Genomic DNA, 25,086 nt, shown 5'->3' with positions numbered 1-25,086 from the left:
TAGTTCGCCTGGCAGCCGTCACAGAAAGCAGAAAGGCCAGCCTTGATGGCTGGCCTTCCGGTTATTCCAGTGCCACGTGAGTTGGTTCCGTGTAACGCTTCCACAGAGTGCTGATCCGCTTCTTCATTCACTGCCCGACTCTAGCTCTCTCGCCCATCCTGCGGCACCCCAGGACATAACTGCAGCATAGTACAAATCCCCGCGGATAACAGCGCGCGCTCAGCTGACGGTGATGCGGTCGTCGACCAGGCGGATCTGGCCGCCAGGCTTGTCTTCCATCACTTTGAGCACGCGGCTGCCCACCTGCAGCGTGACGCCGCCATGGATGCGGCGCGCGGCGTCGATCACGGCATCGGCGGCCGGCTGCATCTGCTGCCCCAGCTCGGTCAGGCGTGCCTCCAGCTCGAACAGGTCACGCGACAGCTTGAACAGTGTCGCGCGCGCCTTTTCGCGCAGGTCGCCCACGGCCTTCTCGGGATGCTTGGCAAAGAAATCCACCAGCTGTTTGACCTTGTTCTGCTCTTCCAGCATGCGGCGGCGCTCGGCTTCCAGCGCGGCGCGCTGTGCGTCGGCAAAAGGATTCAGGCCGACCTGGATGCTGGTGGCCGTGCCGGCCGGTGCGCCCAGCACCGCGGCGCGCACCGCCAGCAAGGCACGGCTGCGGCCGCCGCTGATGCTGCCCTGCGCGCCAGTGCCGCCCACCACGATGCGCTCGCCGGCAGCAACATCGCTCTGCCGGATGCCGCTTTCGACGTTGACCTCGGTGCCGGCCTCGACCACGGCATTCTCGATAAAGCGCGCCTTCACCGCGCCCTTGCAGCGCACGCTGGCGCGGCTGATGCCGCCTTCGGCGCGGCCGGTGTCAGCCTTGCCGATGATGCCGCCCTTGACGATGACATTGCCGCCAGCCTCGACGTTGGCGGCTTCGATGGTGCCCTCGACCACCACGTCGCCGCTGACGTTGACCGACATGCCGGTGCGGATGTCGCCCGACACGCGCAGCGTGCCGTCGAACGCCACGTTGCCTGAGTGCAGGTCGACCGATTCCACCTGCACCACGGGGCTGACCGAGATGCCGTGCACGCCAACCACCGGCGATCCGGCGATCACCGCGCGCAGCAGCTCCGGATCGTCGGCATCGGCGGCAGCGCCGGTCAGGCCTTCGGCAAAGGGCGGATCATCGACCGGATCGGCGGCGACGGGCTTGCCGAATACGTCGACGCCATCATTGCCACGCACCGCCGGGACGCGCCGCATCAGCGGCGTGCCGGGGCTGACCAGCAGCAGGTTGCCCAGGTCGCGCAGGTCGACCTTGCCGGCCTCGTCGTCAGGCTGCGCTGGCTTGCGCGGCTCGAGCAGGTTGATGAAGCGCGCCGGCTCACCCTGGCGCGGCGCGACGCCGGCGGCAATGGTGCGCAGCTCGCAGCTGCCTTCGGCCAGCGCGGCGTCCAGTGCCAGGGTCTGGATCGGTGCCACCACGCCGCGCTCCGCCACGGCGCGGCGGATGTCCTCCGCGCTTACCGGGCGGCCGCCTTCGGCTGGCAGCAGCGTGAGCCGCACGGCCAGGCCGTCGGCGGTGATGTCGAGCTCGAACGCGCCGTCAATCAGCGTGCCGATGGTGGCATCGATCTCATGCCCGGCCCGCTGGCATTGCGCCAGGAACTGCGCCACCGCGCGCGCATCCAGCCGCGCGCCGGCCCAGCCCAGGCTGTCCAGGCATTGGCGCAGGCTGGCCTGGTCCGGCGGCAGCCTGCCTGGCTGCGGCGCGTAGCGTGCATGCACCTGCTCGCCTGGCTCGGCAAGTTCCAGGCGCAAACCCGATTCATGCGTCATGCGTCCCCTGAATCGTCTTGCGGCGACGCGGCGGGTGCCGGCGCTCCGCTTGTTATCGATTCTTATCCAACGGCAGGAGCGCTGAGAACTTTAGCGCACAGCACGCCCCGACGGCGTCATCGCCACTCGCCTTCAGGGGAGCCCGCCGGAGTTTTCGGTAAACTGTCGGCATTCCGGGGCGCGCCGCGCCCCGCAGCCTGTGCAGTCCCCCTCATGTCAAATACCCACGAAATCCGCCCCGGCCAGTCCATCGAACTGCTCAAGGAACTCCATATCCTGACGCGCGACGGCAAGATGAACCAGGACAGCCGGCGCAAGCTCAAGCAGGTCTACCACCTGTTCCAGTTCATCGAACCGCTGCTGCAGGAGGTCAAGACCGAGCGCGGCCATGTCACGCTGGTGGACCACGGCGCCGGCAAGTCATACCTGGGCTTCATCCTCTACGACCTGTTCTTCAAGGCGCTGCAGGACGACTCACACATCTTCGGCATCGAAACCCGTGAAGAACTGGTGAAGACCTCGCAGGCGCTGGCTGCGCGGCTGGGTTTTCCTGGGATGTCGTTCCTGAACCTGTCGGTGGCGGATTCGATCACGTCGCCGCAGCTGCCGCCCACCGTCGATGTCGTCACCGCGCTGCATGCGTGCAATACCGCGACCGACGACGCGATCCGCTTTGCGCTGGCCAAAGAGGCCCGCCATATCGTGCTGGTGCCCTGCTGCCAGGCCGAGGTGGCCAGCGTGCTGCGCAAGCACAAGGGCAAGCTGCTGGCGGGCAATCCGCTGACGGAGATCTGGCGCCACCCGCTGCATACGCGCGAATTCGGCAGCCAGGTGACCAATGTGCTGCGCTGCCTGCAGCTGGAGGCGCATGGCTACCAGGTCAGCGTGACCGAGCTGGTGGGCTGGGAACACTCGATGAAGAACGAGCTGATCATCGCGCAGTACAAGGACCTGCCGCGCCGCCGCCCGGCCGAGCGGCTGGAAGAGGTGCTGGAAAGACTGGGGCTGGAAGAGATGCGCGAGCGCTTCTTCGCCGCGCCGGCGGCGGCAGCGTAATCACGCTTCCCCGGGCTCGCCCTCGCCCGCCATCCAGCGCTGCCAGCCGTCGTGGCCCAGGCGGCGCATGGTGGCCTGGTTGCGCTCGTAGATGTCCGCCGCATCCGGGAACGCCGCCGCCGCGCGGGCGATGGAATCCTCGCGCAGCAGGTGCAGGATCGGATACGGCGCGCGGTTGGTGTAGTTCTCGATATCGTCCGGCTCGGTCCCGGCAAACTGGTACTGCGGATGGAAGCTGGCGATCTGCAGCGTGCCTTCCAGCCCGAGGCTGCCGAGCAGGCGCTCGGCAAAATACAGCAGGTCGTTGAAGTCGAGGAAGTCCGCCACGGCATCGGGCAGGATCAGCAGCGTGGTGTCGACCTGCGCCGGGTCGGCATCGGCCAGCAGGCACAGTTCGCGCTCCAGGTCGTCCATCACGTCCGGCGCCTCGGTGACGGTGCTGACCACGTAGCGCACCTGCTCCTTCACATACACACTCTTGGCGAACGGGCACAGGTTGAGCCCGATCACGGCCCGTTCCAGCCAGTGGCGGGTGGCGGCGACGACGGTGTCTGCGGAGTGAGTGGCGGAGGTCATGATGGCAAGGCGCGGCAAACCGTCATTCTAGCGCTGCCGCAGGCTCTATAATCCGCGGCGGAAACACCCCCCGCCCCTGCCGAGCCTCCTGATGCCCTCTTCCGCCACTTCCTCCCCTTCCCAAGCCAGCCTCGACGTTGCCGTCATCGGCGGCGGTCCGGCCGGCCTGATGGCGGCCGAAGTGCTGGCGGCGCAGGGGGCCAGCGTGGCCGTCTATGACGCGATGCCGTCGGTCGGGCGCAAGTTCCTGATGGCCGGCAAGGGCGGCATGAACCTGACCCATGCAGAGCCGGAGCCGGCCTTCCTTGGCCGCTACGGCAACCGCATGGCGCAGATCGCGCCGATGCTGGCGGGCTTCGGCCCGCAGGCCCTGCGCGACTGGGTGCACGGGCTTGGCATCGAGACTTTCGTCGGCAGTTCCGGCCGCGTCTTCCCGACCGACATGAAGGCCGCGCCGATGCTGCGCGCGTGGCTGCACCGCCTGCGAGAGTCCGGCGTGCAGTTCCATATGCGTCACCGCTGGCTGGGCTGGGACGATGACGCGCAGCACGCGCTGCGCTTTGCCACGCCGCACGGTGAAACGGTCGTGCAGGCGCGCGCGGTGGTGCTGGCGCTGGGCGGTGCCAGCTGGGGAAGGCTGGGATCAGATGGTGCGTGGGTGCCGCGGCTGGCCGAGCGCGGCGTCGAGATTGCGCCGCTGCGGCCCGCCAACTGCGGTTTCGATGTGGCGTGGAGCGAAGCGTTTGCGGCGCGCTTTGCCGGCGAGCCGGTCAAGCCGGCAGCCATCGCCCTGACCGGCCGCGATGAACACGCGCACTACCGCCAGGGCGAGTTCGTCATCAGCGCGACCGGCATCGAAGGCAGCCTGGTCTATGCGCTGTCAGCGCCGATCCGCGACCGCATCGAAGCCGATGGCGACGCCACCATCCACCTTGACCTGTTGCCGGCGCACAGCGCCGAACACGTCAGCGCGCAGGTAACGCATCCGCGCGGCGCGCGCTCGCTGTCGAGCCACCTGCAAAGCCGGCTTGGCCTCACCGGCGTCAAGGCCGGACTGCTGCGCGAATGCCTGTCCAAGGAAGCGATGCACGATGCCGACACGCTGGCGGCATCGATCAAGGCGCTGCCGCTGCGGCTGCTGCGCCCGCGGCCCATCGACGAAGTCATCAGCAGCGCCGGCGGCGTGCGCTTCGAAGCGATGGATGAAGGGTTGATGCTGCGCGCGCTGCCGGGCGTGTTCTGCGCGGGCGAGATGCTGGACTGGGAAGCGCCCACCGGCGGCTACCTGCTGACGGCGTGCTTTGCCAGCGGGCGCACCGCGGCGCTTGGGGCCGCGGCTTACCTGCAGCAGGCTTAGGCGGCCTTGCCGCCGACGATGCTGAGCGCCACCGCCTCGGCCACTTCGATGCCGTCGATCGCCGCGGAGTAGATGCCGCCGGCATAGCCCGCGCCTTCGCCTGCCGGGTACAGGCCCTTCACATTGATGCTCTGGTAGTCATCGTTGTTGCGGCGGATGCGCAGCGGCGACGAGGTGCGCGTTTCCACACCGGTCAGCACGGCATCATGCAGGGCAAAGCCGGGCAGCTTCTTGTCGATCTCGGGAATGCCCTCGCGGATCGCCTCGATCACGTAGTCAGGCAGCGACGTGCTCAGGTCGGTCGGCGTCACGCCGGGCTTGTACGAGGGCTCCACCGAGCCCAGCGCGGTCGACGGCCGGCCGGCGATGAAATCGCCTACCAGCTGGCCCGGCGCGCAGTAGTTGCTACCGCCCAGCTCGAACGCGCGCTCTTCCCACTTGCGCTGGAATTCGATGCCGGCGAGCGGACCGCCGGGATAGTCCTCCGGCGTGATGCCGACCACGATGCCGGCATTGGCGTTGCGCTCGGCGCGCTTGTACTGGCTCATGCCGTTGGTCACCACGCGGCCCGGCTCGGAAGCAGCCGCCACCACCGTGCCGCCCGGGCACATGCAGAAGCTGTACACCGAACGGCCGTTGCTACAGTGATGCACCACCTTGTAGTCGGCCGCGCCCAGCAGCTTGTTGCCCGCGAACTTGCCGAAGCGGCTGCGGTTGATCAGCCCCTGCGGATGCTCGATGCGGAAGCCCAGCGAGAACGGCTTGGCCTCCATGAACACGCCGCGCTCATGCAGCATCTCGAAGGTGTCGCGCGCGCTGTGGCCCACCGCCATGATGACGTGGTCGGCTTCCAGGTATTCGCCGGTGGACAGCTTCAGGCCGCGCACCTGGCCGCCGTCGATGTCGATATCGTCCACGCGCGTCTCGAAGCGGATCTCGCCACCCAGCTCGGTGATCTCGGCGCGCATCTTCTCGACCATGCTCACGAGTCGGAAGGTGCCGATATGCGGGCGTGCCTTGTACAGGATGTCTTCCGGCGCGCCGGCGCGCACGAACTCGTTGAGCACCTTGCGGCCATAGTGCTTCGGGTCCTTGATCTGGCTGTACAGCTTGCCGTCCGAGAACGTGCCCGCGCCGCCTTCGCCGAACTGCACGTTGGACTCGGGGTTGAGCACGCTCTTGCGCCACAGGCCGAAGGTGTCCCTGGTGCGCTCGCGCACTGCCTTGCCGCGCTCCAGGATGATGGGGCGGAAGCCCGACTGCGCCAGGATCAGCCCGGCCAGCAAGCCGCACGGGCCCATGCCGATCACCACCGGGCGCGGATGCGTGCTGCCTGCCTGCGCGCGCGCAACGAAGTGGTACGCCATGTCGGGCGTCACGCTCCAGTTCGGCTTGCCGGCCATGCGCTGGATGGCGGCGGCCTCGTCCCGCACCTCGATATCGATGATGTAGGTCAGCTTGATATCCGAGCGCTTGCGCGCATCGTGGGCACGGCGGAACACGGTATAGCCGATCAGGCCGTCTCCCTTGACGCCGATCTGCGCGGCGCCGGTGCGCACGGCGGCGTCCAGATCGCTTTCGGTATGGTCGAGCGGGAGTTTGACTTCACTTAGACGTAGCATGGGGAACCCGAGAACTGCGGCCGGGGGGTTGGGCACACCAATGTGCCAGGCCGGCCGGAGCGCAATTTTATAGTCTTTCGGGCGCGGAGTCGGGAATCGGGCGGGATACGGGCTGGCAGGCCGGGCCGGTGCGGCGCCAGGACAACGCCAGCCAGGCTTGCAGCCGGGGCAGCCAACCCGGCGGGGCCGTGACCGACAGCGCGCCGGCGCGGCTTGCCGACACCGCCAGCCAGCCGCGCGCGGGCACGATCCACGTGTCGCCCGCGCGCAGGCGCCGCCGCGGTACGTAGCAGGTATCGGCCAGCCATTGCGGCGGACCGGCTACCTCCAGTTCACCCACGCCGGCATGCAGCACGGTGCCCGCCGCCACGCGCAGGCGCAGGCTCTGGCCGGCCGCCAGCGGCACCACGGTCGATGTGTCGTTGAGATCGCTTTGCATGGCAGGACTCCGGTAACAGGCACAGGACTCCAGCCTATCGACCGGCCAGCGCGTGCGGCAGGCACACCGGTGTACCGCCTGGACCGGAACAGCAACCAGGATTTCGGGCTGTTACGATACAGGGGCCCCGCCTCTGTATCTGTACCGATGCGGCCGACCACGCCACGATCCCCCCATGGACACCACCCCGCTCTACCGCCAGGTTGCCGGCCACTACCGCCGCGCCATTGAATCCGGCACGCTCGCCGCCGGCGACCGCATGCCGTCGGTGCGCGCGCTGATGGCGTTGCACAGCGTGAGCCTGTCCACCGCGCTGCAGGCATGCCGGCAACTGGAAAGCGACGGCCTGCTGGAAGCGCGCCCGCGCTCGGGCTACTTTGTTGCCGCGCCGCTGCGCGGGCCGCTGGCCGAACTGTCAGAGCCCGCCGCCGCGCTGCCGGACCCGGCCCAGTACGTCGGCATCCACCAGCGCATTTCAGGCTTGCTGGCACGCAGCCAGCATGAGCACGTGCATACCGATCTGGGCGGCGCCTATTGCGCGCCGTCGCTCTACCCGACCGAGGCCCTGCGCAGTGCCGCGGCGCGTGCGCTGCGCCGGCATCCGCAGCTGTTCGGCGAAGCGGTCGAGTCCGATGGCTACCAGCCGCTGCGCGCCGCGATTGCGCGGCAGGCGCTGCGCAACCGCGTGCAGCTGGCACCCGAAGAGATCGTCATCACGCACGGCTGCACCGAGGCGCTCAACCTCGCGCTGCGCGCGGTGGCCGGCCCGGGCGACGTGATTGCGGTGGAGTCCCCGACCTACTATGGCCTGCTGCAGATCCTGGAAAGCCTGGGCATGCGCGCGCTGGAAATCCCGTGCAGCCCCCAGACCGGCATCTCGCTGGAGGCGCTGGAGCTGGCCGCGCAGCACTACGACAACATCCGCGCAGTGGCAGTGGTGCCCAACCTGCAGAACCCGCTCGGCTGCATCATGCCGGACGCGCACAAGGCGCGGCTGGTGCAGTGGTGCGAAGCGCGCGGCATCGCGCTGATCGAGGACGACTGCTTCTCGGCCACCGCCGACAGCGATGCGCCGCCGGCCGCGGCCAAGGCCTGGGATGGCAGCGGCAACGTGATCCACTGCGCCTCGCTGCACAAGGTGCTGGCGCCCGGCATGCGCCTGGGCTGGATCGCCGCCGGCAAATGGCAGGCGCGGGTGGAGATGCTCAAGTTCGGCCTGTCGCGACCCAACGAGATGCTGTCGCAGATGGCGGCCGCGGACTTTCTTGCTTCCGGCGCGCACGACCGCCACCTGCGCCGGCTGCGCACCCGGCTGCGCGCGCAGCGCGAATGGTTTGCGCAGGCCATCGCCGCCAGCTTTCCCGCCGGCACGCGGCTGGGGTCGCCGCGCGGCGGCATGCACCTGTGGGTGGAGCTGCCCGCGCAGGTATCGTCCGAAGCGGTATTCGACCAGGCGCTGCAGGCCGGCATCCGCGTGATGCCGGGCGTGATGTTCTCCAACGCCGGCCGCTTCGACCACTGCCTGCGCGTCAACTGCGGCACGCCGCGCTCAGCGCAGATCGAGCGGGCGCTGGGCACGCTGGCCGCCATCGTGCAGCGGCTGGCAGGCTAGCCCTGGCGCCTGTCCGCAATATCCCTCCCCTTTTGCCGGCGCCTCGCCTATCCTAATGCGCTGGTGCGCAGGGGCGGCCCGGCTGGTCTCCGGGGGCGAAGGCCGACCACGGGCGCCGCGCACCACGGGAAAAAGAAAAAGGAGAAAAGCCTTGAGCAGTGCATCCGCGGCGCCGTCCGTCGGCAGGGGTGCCGGCACCTCTGCCGGCAACAACCTGGACGACTATCAAACCCTGTTCCAACTGGCACCTGTCTCGCTGTGGCTGGAAGACTTCAGCGCCGTGCGCGAGTATTTTGCGCAACTGCGCAAGGAAGGTGTCACCGACTTGCGCGCCCACCTGCGCGCGAACCCGCAGCAAGCGGCGCAGTGCTCGGCGCTGATCCGCGTGATCGACGTGAACCGGCGCACGCTGGAGCTGTTCCGCGCAGCCGATCTCGACGACCTGGTGGCCAACCTCGACACAGTCTTCCGCGACGACATGCTCGACCAGCATGTCGAGGAACTCGGCCAGCTGTGGGACGGCGGCAATCGCTTCGCCAGCCAGACCGTCAACTACACGCTGGATGGCGAGCGGCTCGACATCCAGCTGGAGGCCACGGTGATGCCGGGCCACGAACACACCTGGGAGCGCGTGCTGCTGTCGATCAAGGACATCACCGCGCGCATGCGCACCGAGCGCGAATTGCGCCGCAGCGAGCAGTATGCGCTGGGACTGTTCGAGCATTCGCCGGTGTCGCTGTGGGTGGAGGACTTCAGCGCGGTCAAGGTGCTGCTCGATGAGGTGCGCGGCGCCGGCATTACTGACTTCCGCACCTTCCTCAACGTGCATCCGGACTTTGTCTCGCGCTGCATGCAGGAGATCCGTGTGCTCGACGTCAACCAGCAGACGCTGCAGATGTTCGGCGCGGACAGCAAGCAAGTCCTGCTGTCGCGGCTGGGCGATGTGTTCCGCGACGACATGCGCATCCATTTTGCCGAGCAGCTGATCGACCTCTGGCACGAGAAGCTGTGGCAGCAGCGCGAAGTCATCAACTACGCGCTCGATGGCCGCGCCGTGGACGTCTTCATGCAGTGGTCGGTGTTCCCCGGGCGGGAAGCGGACTGGGACCAGGTGCTGGTGTCGCTGACCGATATCACGGCGCGCAAGAAGGCCGAGGCCTATGTCGAGTTCCTGGGCAAGCACGACGTGCTGACCAAGCTCTACAACCGTGCCTACTATGAGGACGAGCTGGCGCGGCTGGGCCGCAAGGGCCCGTGGCCGGTCAGCGTGGTGGCGGTGGACCTGAACGGCCTCAAGGTGGTCAACGACCAGTTCGGCCATGCCGACGGCGACGGGCTGCTGCGCCGCACCGGCGAGGTGTTGAAGAAGGCGGTGGGCGAGCAGGCCTGCGTGGCGCGCATCGGCGGCGACGAGTTCATGATCCTGCTGCCCGGGCGCGACGAGCGCGGTGCCGCCACGGTGGTCGAGCAGATCGGCAAGGTGGTGGAGCTGAACAACCAGTTCTACCCGGGCGCACGCCTGAGCCTTTCCATCGGCCACGCTACCTGCCTGCAAGGCGACCGGCTGAACGAGATCGTCAAGCTGGCCGACAGCCGCATGTATCAAGCCAAGCGCGACTACTACACCACGCTGGCCAACGAACGCCGCCGCGATTGAAGCCTAGCGGCTCAGCCCGGCGTGCATTCGCCGCGCATCAGCGCCCACTCCTCGCATTGCTTGCCGGACGGGAAGGTGCAGATGCCGGACTGGCCGGCGGGTGTCGACACGATCTGCAGCTTGCCGCCGCGCTGCGTGCAGTTGACGGAGGCGGGGTTGGGCTTGCCTACGGCAGCGGCGGTGCTGGCGGCACGTTCTGCAGGTGTCGTGGTGCATGCGGCGGCGCCAAGGGCGGCGGCCAGCCACAGTGCGGTGCGGACGCGCATCGGGATCTCCGGAACAGGGTCGCAAAGCGGGATGTGAACGGCGATCGCTGCCCGCCCAAGGCAAAGAGCCGGCTTGCGCCGGCTCTCTTGCTTCTTACAGGAAGACGATCAGCCCCACGCCCAGCACGATCAGGCCAAATTTGGTGACGTAGTAAAGCTGGCGGTTCCAGGCCTTGAAGCGGCGGCGATACTGGCCGCCCAGCCAGACAAAGCGGAACAGCCGGTTGATCATGCCGGTCTGGTCGTGCTCGTCATTGGGCGAGCTGGCCGCGGTCATGACCTTGCGGCCCATCCAGTGGTTGAACTTCGCAGCCCAGCCGTAGCGCATCGGACGCTCGATATCGCAGAACAGGATCAGCCGGTTGCCATCGCTGCGGTTCTCGGCCCAGTGCAGGTAGGTTTCGTCGAACACCACGCCCTCACCGTCGCGCCAGCTGTGGCGCTCGCCGTCGACCTCGATAAAGCAGCGGTCGTCGTTCGGCGTGGCCAGGCCCAGGTGGTAGCGCAGCGAGCCGGCAAACGGGTCGCGGTGCGGGTTGAGCTTGCCGCCCGGCGGCAGTTCGGCAAACATCGCCGCCTTCACCGTGGGCAGCTCGCGCAGCAGCGCCACGGTCTTGGGGCATAGCTGCTCGGCCGACGGGTGCCGGGCCTCGTACCACTTCAGGTAGAAGCGCTTCCAGCCGTACTTGAAGAAGGAATTGAAGCCGGCGTCGTCGTTCTTGTCCGCGGCCTTGATCTTGCGCATCGCGGCCAGTGCCAGCCCTTCGTCGCGGATCTCGGGCCAGGCGGCGCGCAGCTTTTCCAGGTCGGGGAAGTTGTCGACCGGGATGTACGGCGTGCGGGGCACGCCCGAGAACGCATACATGAAGCAATTGATCGGGGCCACCAGGGCCGAATGGTCCAGCAGCTGGCGCCAGATGCGCAGGCGCACCTTGCCGCGGAAGTGCACATACAGGACGGCACCGAGGTAGCCCGCGACGATTATCCACTTGATCACCGAAATCCTCCTGGTCAGCCGCCTCCGCCGCGTGTCAGTCACAGCGCGGACCGGCTGGGTGAAAACGCGTATTTTAGCGAAACGGCAGAGCTGCCGCAGCTTGAGACGGTTGCAGCACATTGCCCGGGGTGCGGGCCGGGAAGTCAGGTTGGCGCGTTCAGGCTCCGCCGCGCGACTGCCGCGCGATGCGCTCGATCAGTGCCTGGGCGTCGTCGGGCAGGCCCTGCAGCGTCAGCAGGCGCGCGTTGAGCACCAGGTTTTCCAGCACCAGCTTGGCGGTCGAGGCCCACATCGTGGCCAGCAGTGCTTCCACCGGCAGGCCGGACGCCTCCATCTCGGTGGAGCGCTCGGCGATCAGCCGGCACGCCAGCCGGCGCAGCGCGGCGTCGTCGAACGGCAGGTCGGCGTAGTCGATGGGGTCTTCCTTCTCGACTTCCGTCATCAGTTGCAGCAGGGTGTCTTCTGTCATGGGCAGACTCCTGGCCAGGCAAGACGCGTGGGCTACACGCGGAAATCAGCAGCCATGTCGGCATCGGTGCGGGCCTCGAGGCGCCCCGAACGGCACGCGGCGACAAACTGATCGTAGTCGCGCTCGACCTGGTCGGCATAGCCATTGGCATAGCCTACCATCACGTCGGCCATGCGGTCGCTGCGGCCCAGGTAGCCGCTGACCTCGGCGGCCAGGCCACTGGCCTTGGCGTGCGCCCGCGCCAGCACCCAGCCACACAGCGAGGCATAGCGGGCGAGCAGGTCGCCATCCATCAGCTCGATCTGTGCCGACAGCTTCATGTCGCGCAGCTGCCGCATATAGAAGTGGCGCCCGAACGGCCCCTTGGCCCAGCCGAGGAAGAGGTCGCTCGCGGCCTGCATCAGGCGCTGGCCCTCAACCACGCGGCGGCCCTCGTGCGCGGTCGGCGCGCTCTTGAAGTAACGCGCCACCACTGACCTGGTGGCCTCCTTGACCTGCAGGAACAGCGGCTTGTCATGCTGGTCCACCATCAGCTGCACCAGGCAGCGCGTGCCCACGCTGCCCACCCCGACCACCTTGAAGGCCACGTCATGGCGTGTGAAATGGCCGAGCAGCCGGCGCCGGTCAGGGGCCAGCGTGGACAGGTAGTCCTTGTAGGCCTGGTCCAGCGCCAGGTCTGCGTCGCTGGCGGCCAGCCAGTCGTCGCCCGGCCCGAACAGCGTCTGCTCGCCGCGCACGTGGAAGATGGCCGGCGGCGCATCGAGTATCGACCAGCGGTCGCCGATGCGCTCGGCCAGCTTGGGCAGCAGCGACTCGTGAGTGCGGTCGGCGGCGCGCTCCATGCCGCGCCGGATGCGTTTCTGGACTTCGGGCAAGGTTTCTTCTTCGAGCAGCCGCTCGAAGGTGATGCGGTCGTACCAGGTGTCGAGCATGCCCATGTCGGCATAGGCGAGCATGCGGCGCTGGTAGCTGCCCACCGCCTCGCGCACCACGTCTTCGGCCACGCCGGCCTTGTGCCGCAGGTGGCGCGCCGCCACCACGAAGCTTGCGCACAGGCGCTTGAGGTCCCATTCCCACGGACCGGGGCTGGTTTCGTCGAAATCGTTGAGGTCGAACAGCAGCGCGCGCTCGGGCGTGGCAAAGCCGCCGAAGTTGGCCAGGTGGCAGTCGCCGCAGATCTGCATATGCAGCCCGGAATCCGCGGTGCCGGCCAGGTCGTGCGCCTGGATGATGGCGCTGCCGCGGTAGAAGGCGAACGGCGACTGGATCATGCGGCCGTAGCGCAGCGGCACCAGCCGCTCCACCCTGCCCTGGCTGCTGATTTCCAGCAGTTCGACGGGGTCGCGGTCGACGTTGCCGATGGCTTCATGCGCACCGCGCGGCACCTTCTGGCGTGCGGCCCTGCCGCGCTCGCGCCGGGGCTCGACGGTACCCTCGGCCCCGGCTTCCCCGCCCTCCTGACGTATCGCCACCATGCCCCCAATGCCGGCGCCGCCGGCGGTTGCCATTTGTGCAGCATCTGCAACAGAAGCTAATGCACTGCGCCGCGGCTTGTCAATCGGCAGGCCGCGGCAGGGTCAGGCTGGGGTCAGGCGGATGTGCGCCGTGGCTCAGAGCGCCGGCGGCTGGCGACGGAAACCGACGCCAAAGCGGTTCCATGCATTGATGGCCGAGATCAGCAGCGTCAGGTCGGCCATTTCCTTTTCCGAGAATTGCTCGCACAAGTCCTGGTAGTCCGCATCAGGCGCCTGGCTTTGCGGCAGCAGCGTCAGCGCCTCGGTCCACGCCAGCGCGGCGCGCTCGCGCGGGGTGAACCAGCTCACTTCACGCCAGGCCGGCAGCAGGTTCAGGCGGCGCTCGCTTTCGCCATGCTTGCGCGCATCGGTGATGTGCATGTCCAGGCAGAACGCGCAGCCGTTGATCTGCGAGGCGCGGATCTTCACCAGTTCCTTCAGCGTGGCCTCCAGCGAGCAGCGCGCCAGGTAGACCTCCAGGCCAATCATTGCCTTGTACGCGTCAGGGGCCACGTCTTGCCAGCTCATCCGTTCTTCCATGATCGATCTCCGATTTGACAGGTTGGATTCGGCGGGCACTGGTGTCGCGCCCGTTAGGATGAAAGATAGACGCATAGATTGGCCCCGTACACTGCCAATTTCCGGCAGAATCAGTAGACCAATTTTGATCGACGCGTACCCTCATGGAACTGCATCTCGCCCTGGACCAAGCCAGCGACCTGACCGCGCAGATCGTCCACCAGATCCGCGACGCGATCCAGGGCGGCCGGCTCGAGGCCGGCGCACGCATGCCGCCTACGCGCCTGCTTGGCACGCAGCTGGGCGTGGCGCGCAAGACGGTGACCACGGCGTATGAACGGCTGGTGGCCGAAGGCTGGCTGCACGCGCGCGTCGGCGACGGCACCTATGTGGCCGAGGGGCTGGCCCGCCCGGCCGTGCGCATGGCGGCGGCGCCGGTGCTGCCGCCCGCCGTGCAGCGCTGGATGGCGGTGCCGACGCCCTTCCTGGGCTCCGCCGGCGGCGCGCGCTATGCCTTCCAGCCGGGCCAGGCCGATACCACGCGCTTTCCGCATGAAGCCTGGTCGCGCTGCGTGCGCGCGGCGCTGGCCGCCGAGCGCCAGCGCCCGCCCGGCGCCGCCGATCCGGCCGGTGAGATGGTGCTGCGCCAGGCGATTGCCCGCCATATCGCATTTACGCGCGGCGTGCAGAGCATGCCGACTGACATCCTGGTCACGGGCGGCGCGCAACAGGGCATCGACCTGCTGGCCCGGCTGGTGCTCGGGCCCGGCGCCGTGGTGGCGATGGAGGACCCCGGCTACCCGATGGCGCGTTCGTTGTTCCAGGGGCTGGGCGCACGGGTGGTGCCAGTGCCGGTCGATGGCGAAGGGCTGGTGGTGGAGGCGCTGCCGAACGATGCCACGCTGGTCTATGTCACCCCCTCGCACCAGTCGCCGCTGGGCGTGCTGATGAGCCTGGCGCGGCGCCAGGCGCTGCTGGACTGGGCGGCACGCCGCCACGCGGTGATCCTGGAAGACGACTACGACAGCGAATTCCGCTACGGCGGCCAGGCGCTGGACGCACTGCAGACGCTGGACCGGCATGGCCGCGTGGTCTACCTGGGCACATTCTCGAAGACGCTGGTGGCCAACCTGCGCGGCGGCTACCTGGTGGTGCCGCCCTGGCTGATGCCGGCCGCGCGCAAGGTCAAGCACCTGATGGACTGGTACACGCCGACGCTGATCCAGCAGGCGCTGGCGCGTTTCCTGTCCGAGGGGCACCTGCTGCGCCATATCCGGCGCTCGCACGCGCGCCACGCCCAGCGCCGCGCCCGCCTGCTGGCGCGGCTGCAGGGCGACCTGTCGCCGTGGCTGGAGCCGCTGCCGGCGATGGCGGGCTTCCACCTGGCGGCGCGGCTGCGCGTGCCGGTGGCGTCCGAGGCGCTGGTCTCGATGGCGCGTCTGGCCGACCTGGAACTTGCCACGCTCGATCCCTGCTATGCGACGCCCCCTGCTACCTGCGCGGGGCTGTTGCTGGGCTTCGGCGCCATCGACCTGCTGGATATCGATCCTGCCCTGGACCGGCTGGCGATGGTACTCTCTGCACTGGTACCTGAGCCGCCGCACGCCACGTGATGCGAGCCGCACAGGAGCGATACCAGGTGACGCATGCCGCGCGCATGCCATCACAGCGACATGGCGCCGCAGTCATGCTGGTATTTCGCAAACTGCCGTGAACAAATCGGAAGCGTGCGGGTCTCATTCGCACTTCCACACAACCAGAGTCGCGTTCATGACCAAGCGTTTGTTGTCCGCCATGCGTCAGTACGCATGGTTTGCCGGGGTGAAGCACCATGTCGTGCAGGGCGTCGAAGCCCTCGCGGAACTGCTCAAGTCCCCTTCCGCCGCGGCGCGCGCCGTCGCGGCCATCGTTGCCGAAACCGAGCAAGGCGTGCAGGTCTGGGTCTCGTACTTCGGCAAGCCGCTGGATCCGCACACCAACTACGTGCTGTGGCCCAACCGCGCACTGCGCCCGGCGCGGCGGCGCATCCAGCCCTCTCCGATCGAACTGTTGCAGGTGCAGCGACGGCGCGACGAATAGTCGCGCCTGCTTGCTGGCTGACGTGATGCAGCGCCCCACAGCGGGCGCCGCTGGCGCTCAGGCGTCCGCCCAGCAGCGCAGCAGGTTGTGATAGACCCCGGTCAGGCCGATCACCGATTCATGCGCCTGGCCGAGCTCCTGCGCCACCTGGCGGATACGTGCGTCCAGCTCGAACAGCAGCGCGCGCTGGCCATCGTCGCGCACCATGCTCTGGATCCAGAAGAACGATGACACCCGCGCCCCGCGCGTGACCGGCGTCACGTGGTGGGTGCTGGTGGCCGGGTACAGCACCATATGACCGGCCGGCAGCTTCACGCGCTGCTGGCCGTAGGTGTCCTCGATCACCAGTTCGCCGCCGTCGTATTCCTCCGGCTCGGTCAGGAACAGCGTCGCCGACAGGTCGCTGCGGATGCGGAAGCTGGTGCCGCGCAGGTAGCGGATCGCGTTGTCGACGTGGTTGGCAAAGGTATGCCCGCCCTCATAGCGGTTGAACAGCGGCGGATAGACCTTCAGCGGCAGCGCCGCGGTGAAGAACAGCGCATTGTTGCCGAGCGCGTCCTGGATCAGGTCCCCCACCTGGCGCGCCGCCGGCGAGCCCTCCGGCAACTGCAGGTTGCGCTTGGCCAGCGCCGACTGGTAACCCGAGGTCTCATTGCCATCGGCCCACGCCGCCGCGTCGATGACTTGCCGGACTTGCGCCACCTGGGCCTTGGACAGTACGTCGGGAATCTGCAGCATCATGATGGCAATAATGTCGGGATAAATCGGGCAGGTGCACATTGTATGGGAATCGCGGCAAGGACCCGAACAAGAATCATTACTGTTTGATCCTGTGCAGGCGGCGGCTTCACTACAATGGGTTTTGTATCCCCGTCACCGACAAGGAGCCGACATGTCCGAACCGCTACACGATGAAGCGCTGGTCAATCTCTACCTGGAACGCATCTCGGCTCTCTCGGTGAGCGCCTTCGATGGTGCCGATGTCAGCGGCGAGCTCGATGCGGTGATGCGCGAAGCGGTAACCAAGTGCCAGGCCGCGGGCGGGCCGCAGGCGCAAGGAACACTGACGGTGCTGGCCACGCGGCTGCGTGAGCATGCCGACGCCGCGGAGCGTGAAGACCAGCCGCTGGTGCGCGATACGTTCAGGCGTGCGGCGGAACTGGTGCGCACATAGCGAGCAAAGCTGCAAGGCTATGCCTTTGCGTTTCGCGGAATTACATCGGAGCAGTGGGTGAGTCAGGCCGGACGGCCTTGAGAACAACGCCTTGAAGGACTGCGGCGAATGCCGCTGGATACTGATATAAGGCGTTGGTTGCGGGGGCAGGACTTGAACCTGCGACCTTCGGGTTATGAGCCCGACGAGCTGCCAACTGCTCCACCCCGCGTCTGAAGGAGACGGATTATGTGCGATTCACCCGCGCATGGCAAGCGCTATTTTGCCGTGCGCATGAAATCGTTCGTTCGTGCATCGCGCTGTCATGCAATGCGCCTGGCTTTGCCGTCCGGTTCATGCGTTGCAAGCACGGCTTCGACGTAGCCGTTGACGTGTTCGAGCGCCTCGAGCTTGGTGTCGAACGGCTGGTTGGGAAACGGATTGTGCCGCCCTGCGAGAATCTTGCCGTCGGTGCGGCGCATGATCTCGATCAGGATGGCCCACTTGCTCTTGGGCAGCGCAATCACTTCATAGACGATCTTGTAGCCTGCATATTCCGGCATGGCGGGGGCACTCCTTTCTGCTGCAATGGCGAGCGAGACTTCGCTCGCTTCATTTCCAGCGTAGGAGTGCCGGGCCGGATCAAAAATGATCCAGGTCAATGACGATAGATCACGGCATGATATAAGCCGTTGCGCCAATCGCAATGGCGTGCAACCCTTATTCCGCGGGCCCCAGCAGGCGGTCCACCAGGGCATAGCCCGCGCCGAATGCAGCCACCTCTGCCGCATGGCGCGTGGCGAACTGCTGCGGGCCGCTGGCAAGCAATTCGGTATCGCCCGCGTCGGCCGGGTCGGCGCCTTCCTGCGACACGCGGACTTCATAGCCCCAACGGCCGATGCTGTCCTGCCCTTGCGGCGATACCAGGACATAGACATCCATGCCGCGGTACTCTTCAACGCGCCACTCTGCGTTTTCCATGCGCTCAGCTCCCAGGGTCGAGGTTGTACCTGATTCGAGCCTAGGAGGCCGCACGCGCGACCGCAAGGCGTGACGCAGCCATCGCAGGCGATGCGTGGGCGCAGGTGGAAAGCGGGAACGGTAGCCGCAGCGCGCAGGTCGAACAGCACGACGGCGAGAGGACGGAAACGAAAAAGGGCTTCCGTTTCCGGAAGCCCTTTTTCTTTCTGCATAGGTGGCGCGGCTGGCAGGATTCGAACCCACGACCCCTTGGTTCGTAGCCAAGTACTCTATCCAACTGAGCTACAGCCGCACGCGAGAAAAAGATTATAACCCAGTTTTTATTTTTGGGAAGCCCCTTCCCAACTTTTTTGTGATCTTTCTTTGGAAGAGGCGCAGCAGATGCCCGCCGGCGAGGTTCGCCTGTGGCGTTTTCCTATAATGGCAGACTCAAGAAGTGATCCGGAACATGAACAAGGCATTTGTCAAAGAGTCGTCCGGCGACGAGGACGACGATCTCCCCGAAGGGGCCGCACCGCTGCCTCCCGGCACCAAGAACTACATCAGCGCCGAAGGCTACAACCGCCTGCGCAATGAGCTGATGCAGCTGATCGACGTCGACCGGCCCGATGTGGTGCAGATCGTGTCGTGGGCGGCGTCCAATGGCGACCGCTCGGAGAATGGCGACTATCTCTACGGCAAGAAGCGGCTGCGCGAGATCGACCGCCGCATCCGCTTCCTGACGCGCCGCCTCGACAAGGCGGAAGTGGTCGACCCGTCCCTGCAGGGCGACAACGAGCAGATCTTCTTTGGCGCCACCGTCACCTACGCCAATCGCGCCGGCGAAGAAACCACCATCACTATCGTCGGCATGGATGAAGTCGACCTGGACAGCAACCACGTGAGCTGGATCTCGCCGATCGCCAAGGCGCTGATCAAGGCGCGCGAGGGCGACACCGTGGCGTTGCGCACGCCGGCCGGGGTCGAGCAGATCGATATCCTGGAAGTCCGCTACCCGTCGCGGAAACAATAGTTTGGAGGCCGTTTTAGGGCGGTCCTGGCCAGGCGTGCGGCCGCAGACAGTACAAGTAGTACGGCAAGGCCGCACAACGACGCCAGAGCCGTCCTGAAACGGCCTCCTAGCCGTCGTTGCGGTCGCGGAAGATGCGGATGACGTCGGGGTTGCGGCGCAGCCCGCGCATCACGTTGGCCAGGTGCAGGCGGTTCTGCACCTGGATGAGGAACTGCATGTACGTGGCTTCCTGGTGGCTGCCGTCCTGCTGCTCCATCGCCACGTGCGCGACGTTGGCGTCGGCGGCGGTCAGGTCCGCCGCGACGCGCGCGACGATGCCCTTGACGTTGCGCACCATCACCTTGATCGACACATCGAAGGCGCGCGCGGTCTTCTTGGCCCACATCACGTCGATCCAGTGCTCAGGATCCTTGCTGTGCAGGCGCTTGGCGATCTTGCAATCCTGCACGTGGATCTGCAGCCCTTCGCCCTTGCCCAGGTAGCCAACGATGGAGTCGCCCGGGATCGGGCGGCAGCACGCCGAGAAGATCATCGACATGCCTTCGTCGCCGGTGATCGGCACCGCGGGCGCTTCTTCGCCGGCAAAGGTCTGCACGGCCGCCAGCAGCGCGCTGTCGACATCGCCGGACAGCTCCAGCAGCAGGATCTCCATGCGCTTGGCCACCACCGCCGGCACGCGCCGGCCCAGTGCCAGGTCGGCAAAGATGTCTTCGCGCTGCTTGTTGCCGGTCCACTGGACCATGCGGTCCCACACCGACTGCGGCACCGCCTTGAGCTCGAAGCCGAGCTGGCGCGCGGACTGTTCCAGCAGGCGCTCGCCGAGCTGGATGGCCTCGTCGAGCCTGGTGGTCTTCAGGTAGTGGCGGATCGCCGCGCGCGCCTTGCCGGTGCGCACGAACGACAGCCACGCCGGATTGGGCTTGGAGTACGGCGCCGTCACCACCTCGACGATATCGCCGCTCTTGAGCTCGGTGCGCAGCGGCAGCAGCTCGTTGTTGATCTTGACCGCCACGCACTGATTGCCCAGGTCGCTGTGCACCGCGTAGGCAAAGTCCAGCGCGGTGGCGCCGCGCGGCAGCGCGCGGATATGGCCCTTGGGCGTGAACACGTAGACCGCGTCCGGGAACAGGTCGATCTTGACGTGCTCCAGGAATTCCTGCGAATCGCCGGTCTGGCTCTGGATGTCCAGCAGCGACTGCAGCCACTGGTGCGCCTGCTGCTGGATATCGTTGGCGTGGTCGGCCTGGTGCTTGTACATCCAGTGCGCGGCCACGCCCGCCTCGGCGATCTGGTGCATGTCGCGCGTGCGGATCTGGAACTCCACCGGCGTGCCGAACGGGCCCACCAGCGTGGTGTGCAGCGACTGGTAGCCGTTGATCTTGGGGATGGCGATGTAGTCCTTGAACTTGCCCGGCATGGGCTTGTACAGCCCGTGCAGCGCGCCCATCGCCATGTAGCAGTGCATCTGTGTTTCCACCACCACGCGGAAACCATATACGTCCAGCACCTGCGAGAACGACAGCTGCTTGTCGTGCATCTTGCGGTAGATGCTGTAGAGCGTCTTCTCGCGGCCGGACAGTTCGGCCACGATGCCGGCATCGGCCAGCCCCTTCTGCGCGGCCTCCAGGATGCGCCTGACCACCTCGCGCCGGTTGCCGCGTGCGGCCTTGACGGCTTTTTCCAGCGTGGCGTAGCGGAACGGCGAGCCGACCTTGAACGACAGTTCCTGCAGTTCGCGGTAGATCGTGTTGAGACCGAGACGATGCGCGATCGGCGCATAGATCTCCATGGTCTCCACCGCGATGCGGCGGCGCTTCTCCGGCGGCACGAAGTCGAGCGTGCGCATGTTGTGCGTACGGTCGGCCAGCTTCACCAGGATCACGCGCACGTCGCGCGCCATCGCCAGCAGCATCTTGCGGAAGCTCTCCGCCTGCGCCTGCTCGCGGCTCTGGAATTCAAGCTTGTCCAGCTTGGTCAGGCCATCGACCAGTTCGGCGACCTTGGGGCCGAATTTCTCGGCCAGCTCGCTCTTGGTGATGCCCTGGTCTTCCATCACGTCATGCAGCAGCGCCGCCATGATGGACTGCACATCCAGCTTCCAGTCCGCGCACAGCTCGGCCACCGCCACCGGATGGGTGATGTAGGGCTCACCGCTCTGGCGGTACTGGCCCAGGTGGGCTTCGTCGGAAAACTGGAAGGCCTCACGCACGCGCGCCAGGTCGGGCGCCTTCAGGTACGCGAGTTTCTCCATCAGCCGGGTGATGGAGATGACCTGCTGGCGCGGCGGTACCGCCGGCTGCGAGGTCGGGCCGAAGAAGTGCCGGTATGACTGCGCCAGCACTGCGTCGATAAACAGGCTGTCAGCCGCCGGCGCCACATCCTGCATCGCGGCCAGCTCGTCCTGCAGCGCCGCGCCCCTGGCCTTGCCCGGCGCCAGCGCGGGCGCGACGGCACGTTCGCCGACGACATCGTCGCCGAGCGGATCGGGAAGATTGGGAGCGCCGGTGCGCGCGTTCACGGAGGACTGGCCCGGAATGGTGCGCTTACGCGCCGTAGGCGGGGCCGCATCGCCAAGCGCCGGCGCCACGGCAGTCGGCGACGGCTGGGAGGGAGGCTTGGAGGGCGAATGCGGCGAAGGCATGGCGGCGGCCCCTGGAATCCGGCTGGATGCGTGCTGGCACGATGCGAGGATAAGCCATGGGCCGCCTGACCAATCAGGTCGGGACCTTCTTCAGCATCTCGATGCCGACCTGGCCCGACGCGATCTCGCGCAGTGCCACCACAGTCGGCTTGTCCTTTGCTTCGACTTTGGGCGTGTGGCCCTGCACCAGCTGACGGGCACGATACGTGGCCGCCAGCGCGAGCTCGAAGCGATTCGGAATGTGTTTCAGACAATCTTCGACGGTAATACGCGCCATATCAAATCCACCTTGGGACAAAACCTTACGTTGGGTTGCTATTTTACAGCACGCGGCGGAAAACGCCGGCGGCGCCCCGCGCGGCTGTCATCGGCATGCATCGGCTCAGTGGATGCCCAGCTCGATAAACAGCTCCGTATGCCGCGCTTTCTGCGAGGAAAACCGCAGCCGCGTGGCGCTGATCACGTTGCGCAGCTGCTCCAGCGCATCGTCGAAGACCTCGTTGATGATGACGTAGTCCGACTCCGAGGCGTGGGCCATTTCACTGCCCGCCGCCAGCAGCCGGCGCACGATCACATTGGGCTCGTCCTGGCCGCGCTTTTTCAGGCGCTCTTCCAGCGCAGTCAGCGACGGCGGCAGGATGAAGATCTCCACCGCGTTGGAAAAGCGCTGGTGCACCTGCTGCGCGCCCTGCCAGTCGATCTCCAGCAGCACGTCGTTGCCCTGCGCCATCTGCTGCTCGATCCACACGCGCGAGGTCGCGTAGTAGTTGCCGTGGACCTCGGCCCATTCCAGGAAGTCGCCGCGGTCGCGCGCAGTGCGGAACGCGTCGACCGTGACGAAGTGGTATTCGCGCCCGTCTTGCTCGCCCGGGCGCGGTGCGCGCGTGGTGTGCGAGATCGACAGGCGGATGGCCGGGTCCTGCGACAGCAGCTTGTTGACCAGCGTCGACTTGCCGGCTCCGGACGGCGCCACCACCATGAAGAGGTTGCCGGGGTAGACGGTATCGATGGCCGTGTGAGGCGCGGATTGAGGCGTTGGGCTCATGATGATTCTTTGGTGATTCCTGGGGCTGTCTTTATTCGAGATTCTGGACCTGCTCGCGCATCTGCTCGATCAGCAGCTTGAGCTCCATCGAGGCGTCGGCCAGTTCCTTGGCGGCGGCCTTGGAGCCAAGCGTGTTGGCCTCGCGGTTGAGCTCCTGCATCATGAAGTCCAGGCGCTTGCCGGCCTGGCCGCCCTTCTTCAGGATATGACGGGTCTCGTTCAGGTGCGCCTGCAGCCGCGACAGCTCTTCGGCGATGTCGATGCGGATGCCGTAGACGGTGGCTTCCTGGCGGATGCGCTCGGCGATCTCGTCGCGGCTCATCGACGGCATGCCGGTGGGCGCGGCCAGGTTAAAGGCCTCCTGCAGGCGCTCGGTCAGCTTGTCCTGGTGATGGGCGATCAGTTGCGGGATGGTCGGCGTCAGGCGCTCGACGATCGCCAGCATGGCGTCGATACGCTCCACCAGTGTCGCCTTGAGCGCGTCGCCTTCGCGGCGGCGGGCTTCCAGCAGCTGGTCCAGCGCCTCGCGCGCGGCGCCCAGCACCGCCTCGCGCAGTGCCTCCTGCGACAGTTCCGGCTCGACCAGCACGCCCGGCCAGCGCAGGATCTCGCCCATGCGCAGGGTGCCGGCGCTGGCGAAGGTGGCGGCGACGGTGGTTTCCAGCGCGCGGATCTGCGCCAGCAGCCCTTCATTGAGGGCCAGGGTGGCGCCGCCGGCGTCGGTGCGCTGCAGGTTGATGCGGCATTCCAGCTTGCCGCGCGACAGCTCGGCCATCAGCATCTCGCGCAGGGCCGGCTCGAAGGCGCGGCACTCTTCCGGGGCCCGGAACAACAGGTCGAGGAAACGCGAATTGACAGTGCGGAATTCCACCGAAACGGACGCGGAGCGCCCGCTGGGCTCGCCTTGCGCGTTGGTCAATGGCGCCTGGCGCGTCGCCAGGCCATAGCCTGTCATGCTGTGGATCATTGGATGTTCTCGTGAATGGCGGCGGCCCCGGGCTGCTGGCGACCCGCGGACGCCCGCCTCGAGCGCCCCGCACGGGATCCTGGGGACGCTCTCAATACGTTGAAAGGAGGGCAACAATGCCCGTATTTGTGTTCTTTACAAGTGACCGATTAGCCCGGACAATCCGGAGGCAAATCAGGTCCTATTCCCATGACAGAGCCAAAGGGCACGACACAACCGAAGAGTGCACCGCTGCCCGTCGGCACGCTGCTGTCCAACTATCGTATTGTAAAGAAGTTGGCCAGCGGGGGGTTCAGTTTCGTCTACCTGGCCACCGACGGTACCGGCGCACCGGTTGCCATCAAGGAATACCTGCCGGCGTCGCTAGCGCGGCGCAACCCGGGCGAACTCATCCCCGTGGTGCCCGAGGAAAACGCCGCCGCGTTCCGGCTGGGCCTGAAATACTTCTTTGAAGAGGGCCGCTCGCTGGCCCGCATCTCCCATCCCAGCGTGGTGCGCGTGGTGAATTTCTTCCGCGAGAATTCCACCGTCTACATGGTGATGAACTACGAGCTGGGCAAGACGCTGCAGGAGCACGTGCTGGCCGCCCGGCAGCAAGGCGGCCCCAAGGTGCTGCGCGAGCATTTCATGCGCAAGGTCTTCCACGACCTGATGAGCGGCCTGCGCGAAGTGCATATCCACAAGCTGCTGCACCTGGACATCAAGCCCGGCAACATCTACCTGCGCGAGGACGAGTCCCCGATCCTGCTGGATTTCGGCGCCGCGCGGCAGACCCTGACGATGGAAGCGGCCCGCTTCCAGCCGATGTACACCCCCGGCTTTGCCGCGCCCGAGCTCTATGGCAAGCATTCCGACCTGGGCCCGTGGACCGATGTCTACAGCCTGGGCGCCACGCTCTACGCCTGCATGGCCGGCATGCCGCCGCAGGAGGCCAACCAGCGCGAAAAGGAAGACCGCATGGGCGAAGCGCTGGCGCGGCTGCGCAGCAGTTACACCAACGGGCTGGTGGACCTGGTCGAATGGTGCCTGCGGCTGACGCCGGCCGAGCGCCCGCAGAGCGTGTTCCGGCTGCAGAAGGAGTTGCGCGAGCAGACCAACGCCCTGGGCGAGCAGACGCTGGCGCCGCAGACGCAAGCCCCGGCCCTGGCGCCGGCGGAGCGGCCCGCGGCGACATCGCGCTTCCTGACCCTGCTGCGCCGGCGTGACGAACCCGTCCCCGGCGCAAGCGTCGACTGAATCACAAATCTGGCGCCCCGGTTGCGGCCAGTCCACTGAATTCCCTGAAAGCCAA

General features: G+C 66.9%; 25 protein-coding genes and 2 tRNA genes. 9 read left to right on the top strand and 18 right to left on the bottom strand.

All coding sequences use genetic code 11. The annotated features are described in order from the left end of the window. Window positions 1–219: 219 nt before the first annotated feature. On the bottom strand, window positions 220–1,833 hold the full coding sequence (locus tag ACW4E8_RS36640) for a DUF342 domain-containing protein (RefSeq protein ID WP_456808966.1): 1,614 nt from the start codon (window positions 1,831–1,833) through the stop codon (window positions 220–222). Window positions 1,834–2,046: 213 nt separating this feature from the next. Here ACW4E8_RS36640 and ACW4E8_RS36635 point away from each other — a divergent pair, with 213 nt between their 5' ends. Then, complete coding sequence (locus tag ACW4E8_RS36635; protein WP_456808965.1) at window positions 2,047–2,889, top strand: class I SAM-dependent methyltransferase; 843 nt, start codon at window positions 2,047–2,049, stop codon at window positions 2,887–2,889. Here the strand turns inward: ACW4E8_RS36635 and ACW4E8_RS36630 are convergent, their stop codons facing one another. After that, a complete protein-coding gene (locus ACW4E8_RS36630) occupies window positions 2,890–3,465 on the bottom strand; it encodes a DUF1415 domain-containing protein (RefSeq protein ID WP_456808964.1) in 576 nt (191 codons plus the stop codon). It lies immediately after the preceding gene. A 91-nt stretch (window positions 3,466–3,556) separates the two neighbouring features. Between ACW4E8_RS36630 and ACW4E8_RS36625 the strand changes: the two genes are divergently transcribed. Next, on the top strand, window positions 3,557–4,822 hold the full coding sequence (locus ACW4E8_RS36625; protein WP_456808963.1) for a TIGR03862 family flavoprotein: 1,266 nt from the start codon (window positions 3,557–3,559) through the stop codon (window positions 4,820–4,822). Here ACW4E8_RS36625 and ACW4E8_RS36620 read toward each other — a convergent pair. Both ACW4E8_RS36620 and ACW4E8_RS36615 read right to left on the bottom strand, forming a co-directional pair. Next, window positions 4,819–6,444: an NAD(P)/FAD-dependent oxidoreductase gene (locus ACW4E8_RS36620; RefSeq protein WP_456808962.1), complete on the bottom strand. Its 1,626-nt coding sequence runs from the start codon at window positions 6,442–6,444 to the stop codon at window positions 4,819–4,821. The two genes, ACW4E8_RS36625 and ACW4E8_RS36620, sit on opposite strands and share 4 nt — an antisense overlap. A gap of 67 nt (window positions 6,445–6,511) precedes the next feature. Next, window positions 6,512–6,883, bottom strand: coding sequence for a hypothetical protein (locus ACW4E8_RS36615; RefSeq protein WP_456808961.1), 372 nt, complete (start codon window positions 6,881–6,883; stop codon window positions 6,512–6,514). 175 nt (window positions 6,884–7,058) lie between these two features. Between ACW4E8_RS36615 and ACW4E8_RS36610 the strand changes: the two genes are divergently transcribed. Both ACW4E8_RS36610 and ACW4E8_RS36605 read left to right on the top strand, forming a co-directional pair. After that, the gene (locus tag ACW4E8_RS36610) at window positions 7,059–8,495 is read left to right on the top strand and encodes an aminotransferase-like domain-containing protein (protein WP_035819580.1); all 1,437 of its coding nucleotides are present in this window, start codon (window positions 7,059–7,061) and stop codon (window positions 8,493–8,495) included. 151 nt (window positions 8,496–8,646) lie between these two features. Next, window positions 8,647–10,152: a sensor domain-containing diguanylate cyclase gene (locus tag ACW4E8_RS36605; RefSeq protein WP_456808960.1), complete on the top strand. Its 1,506-nt coding sequence runs from the start codon at window positions 8,647–8,649 to the stop codon at window positions 10,150–10,152. A gap of 11 nt (window positions 10,153–10,163) precedes the next feature. Here the strand turns inward: ACW4E8_RS36605 and ACW4E8_RS36600 are convergent, their stop codons facing one another. From ACW4E8_RS36600 to ACW4E8_RS36580, 5 genes are all read right to left on the bottom strand, one after another. Continuing rightward, on the bottom strand, window positions 10,164–10,418 hold the full coding sequence (locus ACW4E8_RS36600) for a putative hemolysin (protein ID WP_456808959.1): 255 nt from the start codon (window positions 10,416–10,418) through the stop codon (window positions 10,164–10,166). Window positions 10,419–10,512: 94 nt separating this feature from the next. After that, window positions 10,513–11,415 carry a lipid A hydroxylase LpxO gene (gene lpxO, locus ACW4E8_RS36595; protein ID WP_456808958.1) on the bottom strand — a complete coding sequence of 301 codons (903 nt, stop codon included), beginning with the start codon at window positions 11,413–11,415 and terminating at the stop codon, window positions 10,513–10,515. 157 nt (window positions 11,416–11,572) lie between these two features. Next, the gene (locus tag ACW4E8_RS36590; RefSeq protein WP_456808957.1) at window positions 11,573–11,884 is read right to left on the bottom strand and encodes a hypothetical protein; all 312 of its coding nucleotides are present in this window, start codon (window positions 11,882–11,884) and stop codon (window positions 11,573–11,575) included. 32 nt (window positions 11,885–11,916) lie between these two features. Further along, on the bottom strand, window positions 11,917–13,359 hold the full coding sequence (locus ACW4E8_RS36585; RefSeq protein WP_456808983.1) for a DUF2252 domain-containing protein: 1,443 nt from the start codon (window positions 13,357–13,359) through the stop codon (window positions 11,917–11,919). A 135-nt stretch (window positions 13,360–13,494) separates the two neighbouring features. Next, entirely contained in the window at window positions 13,495–13,938 is a 444-nt protein-coding gene (locus ACW4E8_RS36580; protein ID WP_456808956.1) for a carboxymuconolactone decarboxylase family protein, read from the bottom strand. A gap of 143 nt (window positions 13,939–14,081) precedes the next feature. Here ACW4E8_RS36580 and pdxR point away from each other — a divergent pair, with 143 nt between their 5' ends. Then, complete coding sequence (gene pdxR, locus ACW4E8_RS36575; protein ID WP_456808955.1) at window positions 14,082–15,530, top strand: MocR-like pyridoxine biosynthesis transcription factor PdxR; 1,449 nt, start codon at window positions 14,082–14,084, stop codon at window positions 15,528–15,530. A gap of 157 nt (window positions 15,531–15,687) precedes the next feature. After that, a complete protein-coding gene (locus tag ACW4E8_RS36570) occupies window positions 15,688–15,996 on the top strand; it encodes a hypothetical protein (protein ID WP_456808954.1) in 309 nt (102 codons plus the stop codon). Between the two features lie 57 nt (window positions 15,997–16,053). Here ACW4E8_RS36570 and ACW4E8_RS36565 read toward each other — a convergent pair whose 3' ends face one another. Continuing rightward, entirely contained in the window at window positions 16,054–16,737 is a 684-nt protein-coding gene (locus ACW4E8_RS36565) for a Fe2+-dependent dioxygenase (protein ID WP_456808953.1), read from the bottom strand. 151 nt (window positions 16,738–16,888) lie between these two features. On the opposite strand from ACW4E8_RS36565, the gene ACW4E8_RS36560 reads away from it, so the two are divergent. Continuing rightward, window positions 16,889–17,170 carry a hypothetical protein gene (locus ACW4E8_RS36560; RefSeq protein ID WP_035819589.1) on the top strand — a complete coding sequence of 94 codons (282 nt, stop codon included), beginning with the start codon at window positions 16,889–16,891 and terminating at the stop codon, window positions 17,168–17,170. 135 nt (window positions 17,171–17,305) lie between these two features. Here ACW4E8_RS36560 and ACW4E8_RS36555 read toward each other — a convergent pair. The 4 genes from ACW4E8_RS36555 to ACW4E8_RS36540 all read right to left on the bottom strand — a co-directional run bounded on the left by ACW4E8_RS36555 (window position 17,306) and on the right by ACW4E8_RS36540 (window position 18,422). Further along, window positions 17,306–17,381, bottom strand: a tRNA-Met gene (locus ACW4E8_RS36555). 91 nt (window positions 17,382–17,472) lie between these two features. Beyond that, window positions 17,473–17,811, bottom strand: coding sequence for a hypothetical protein (locus tag ACW4E8_RS36550; RefSeq protein WP_456808952.1), 339 nt, complete (start codon window positions 17,809–17,811; stop codon window positions 17,473–17,475). 58 nt (window positions 17,812–17,869) lie between these two features. Further along, window positions 17,870–18,130: a hypothetical protein gene (locus tag ACW4E8_RS36545; RefSeq protein ID WP_013955938.1), complete on the bottom strand. Its 261-nt coding sequence runs from the start codon at window positions 18,128–18,130 to the stop codon at window positions 17,870–17,872. A 215-nt stretch (window positions 18,131–18,345) separates the two neighbouring features. Beyond that, window positions 18,346–18,422, bottom strand: a tRNA-Arg gene (locus tag ACW4E8_RS36540). 156 nt (window positions 18,423–18,578) lie between these two features. On the opposite strand from ACW4E8_RS36540, the gene greB reads away from it, so the two are divergent. Then, window positions 18,579–19,142 carry a transcription elongation factor GreB gene (gene greB / locus ACW4E8_RS36535; protein WP_456808951.1) on the top strand — a complete coding sequence of 188 codons (564 nt, stop codon included), beginning with the start codon at window positions 18,579–18,581 and terminating at the stop codon, window positions 19,140–19,142. Window positions 19,143–19,248: 106 nt separating this feature from the next. Here greB and ACW4E8_RS36530 read toward each other — a convergent pair whose 3' ends face one another. The 4 genes from ACW4E8_RS36530 to ACW4E8_RS36515 form a co-directional block, all read right to left on the bottom strand. Then, window positions 19,249–21,783: a RelA/SpoT family protein gene (locus ACW4E8_RS36530; RefSeq protein ID WP_456808950.1), complete on the bottom strand. Its 2,535-nt coding sequence runs from the start codon at window positions 21,781–21,783 to the stop codon at window positions 19,249–19,251. A 73-nt stretch (window positions 21,784–21,856) separates the two neighbouring features. Further along, entirely contained in the window at window positions 21,857–22,060 is a 204-nt protein-coding gene (gene rpoZ, locus ACW4E8_RS36525) for a DNA-directed RNA polymerase subunit omega (RefSeq protein WP_006578656.1), read from the bottom strand. 105 nt (window positions 22,061–22,165) lie between these two features. Then, on the bottom strand, window positions 22,166–22,828 hold the full coding sequence (gene gmk, locus ACW4E8_RS36520) for a guanylate kinase (protein WP_114131394.1): 663 nt from the start codon (window positions 22,826–22,828) through the stop codon (window positions 22,166–22,168). Between the two features lie 31 nt (window positions 22,829–22,859). After that, window positions 22,860–23,795: a YicC/YloC family endoribonuclease gene (locus ACW4E8_RS36515; protein WP_018312355.1), complete on the bottom strand. Its 936-nt coding sequence runs from the start codon at window positions 23,793–23,795 to the stop codon at window positions 22,860–22,862. Window positions 23,796–23,984: 189 nt separating this feature from the next. Here ACW4E8_RS36515 and ACW4E8_RS36510 point away from each other — a divergent pair, with 189 nt between their 5' ends. Further along, window positions 23,985–25,031 carry a serine/threonine protein kinase gene (locus ACW4E8_RS36510; protein WP_456808949.1) on the top strand — a complete coding sequence of 349 codons (1,047 nt, stop codon included), beginning with the start codon at window positions 23,985–23,987 and terminating at the stop codon, window positions 25,029–25,031. The last annotated feature ends 55 nt before the right edge of the window (window positions 25,032–25,086 follow it).

The organism is Cupriavidus sp. CP313 (genome assembly GCF_054072015.1).
The sequence above is the reverse complement of the archived record's forward strand: the minus strand, read 5'-3'. Positions and strand labels throughout refer to the sequence as shown.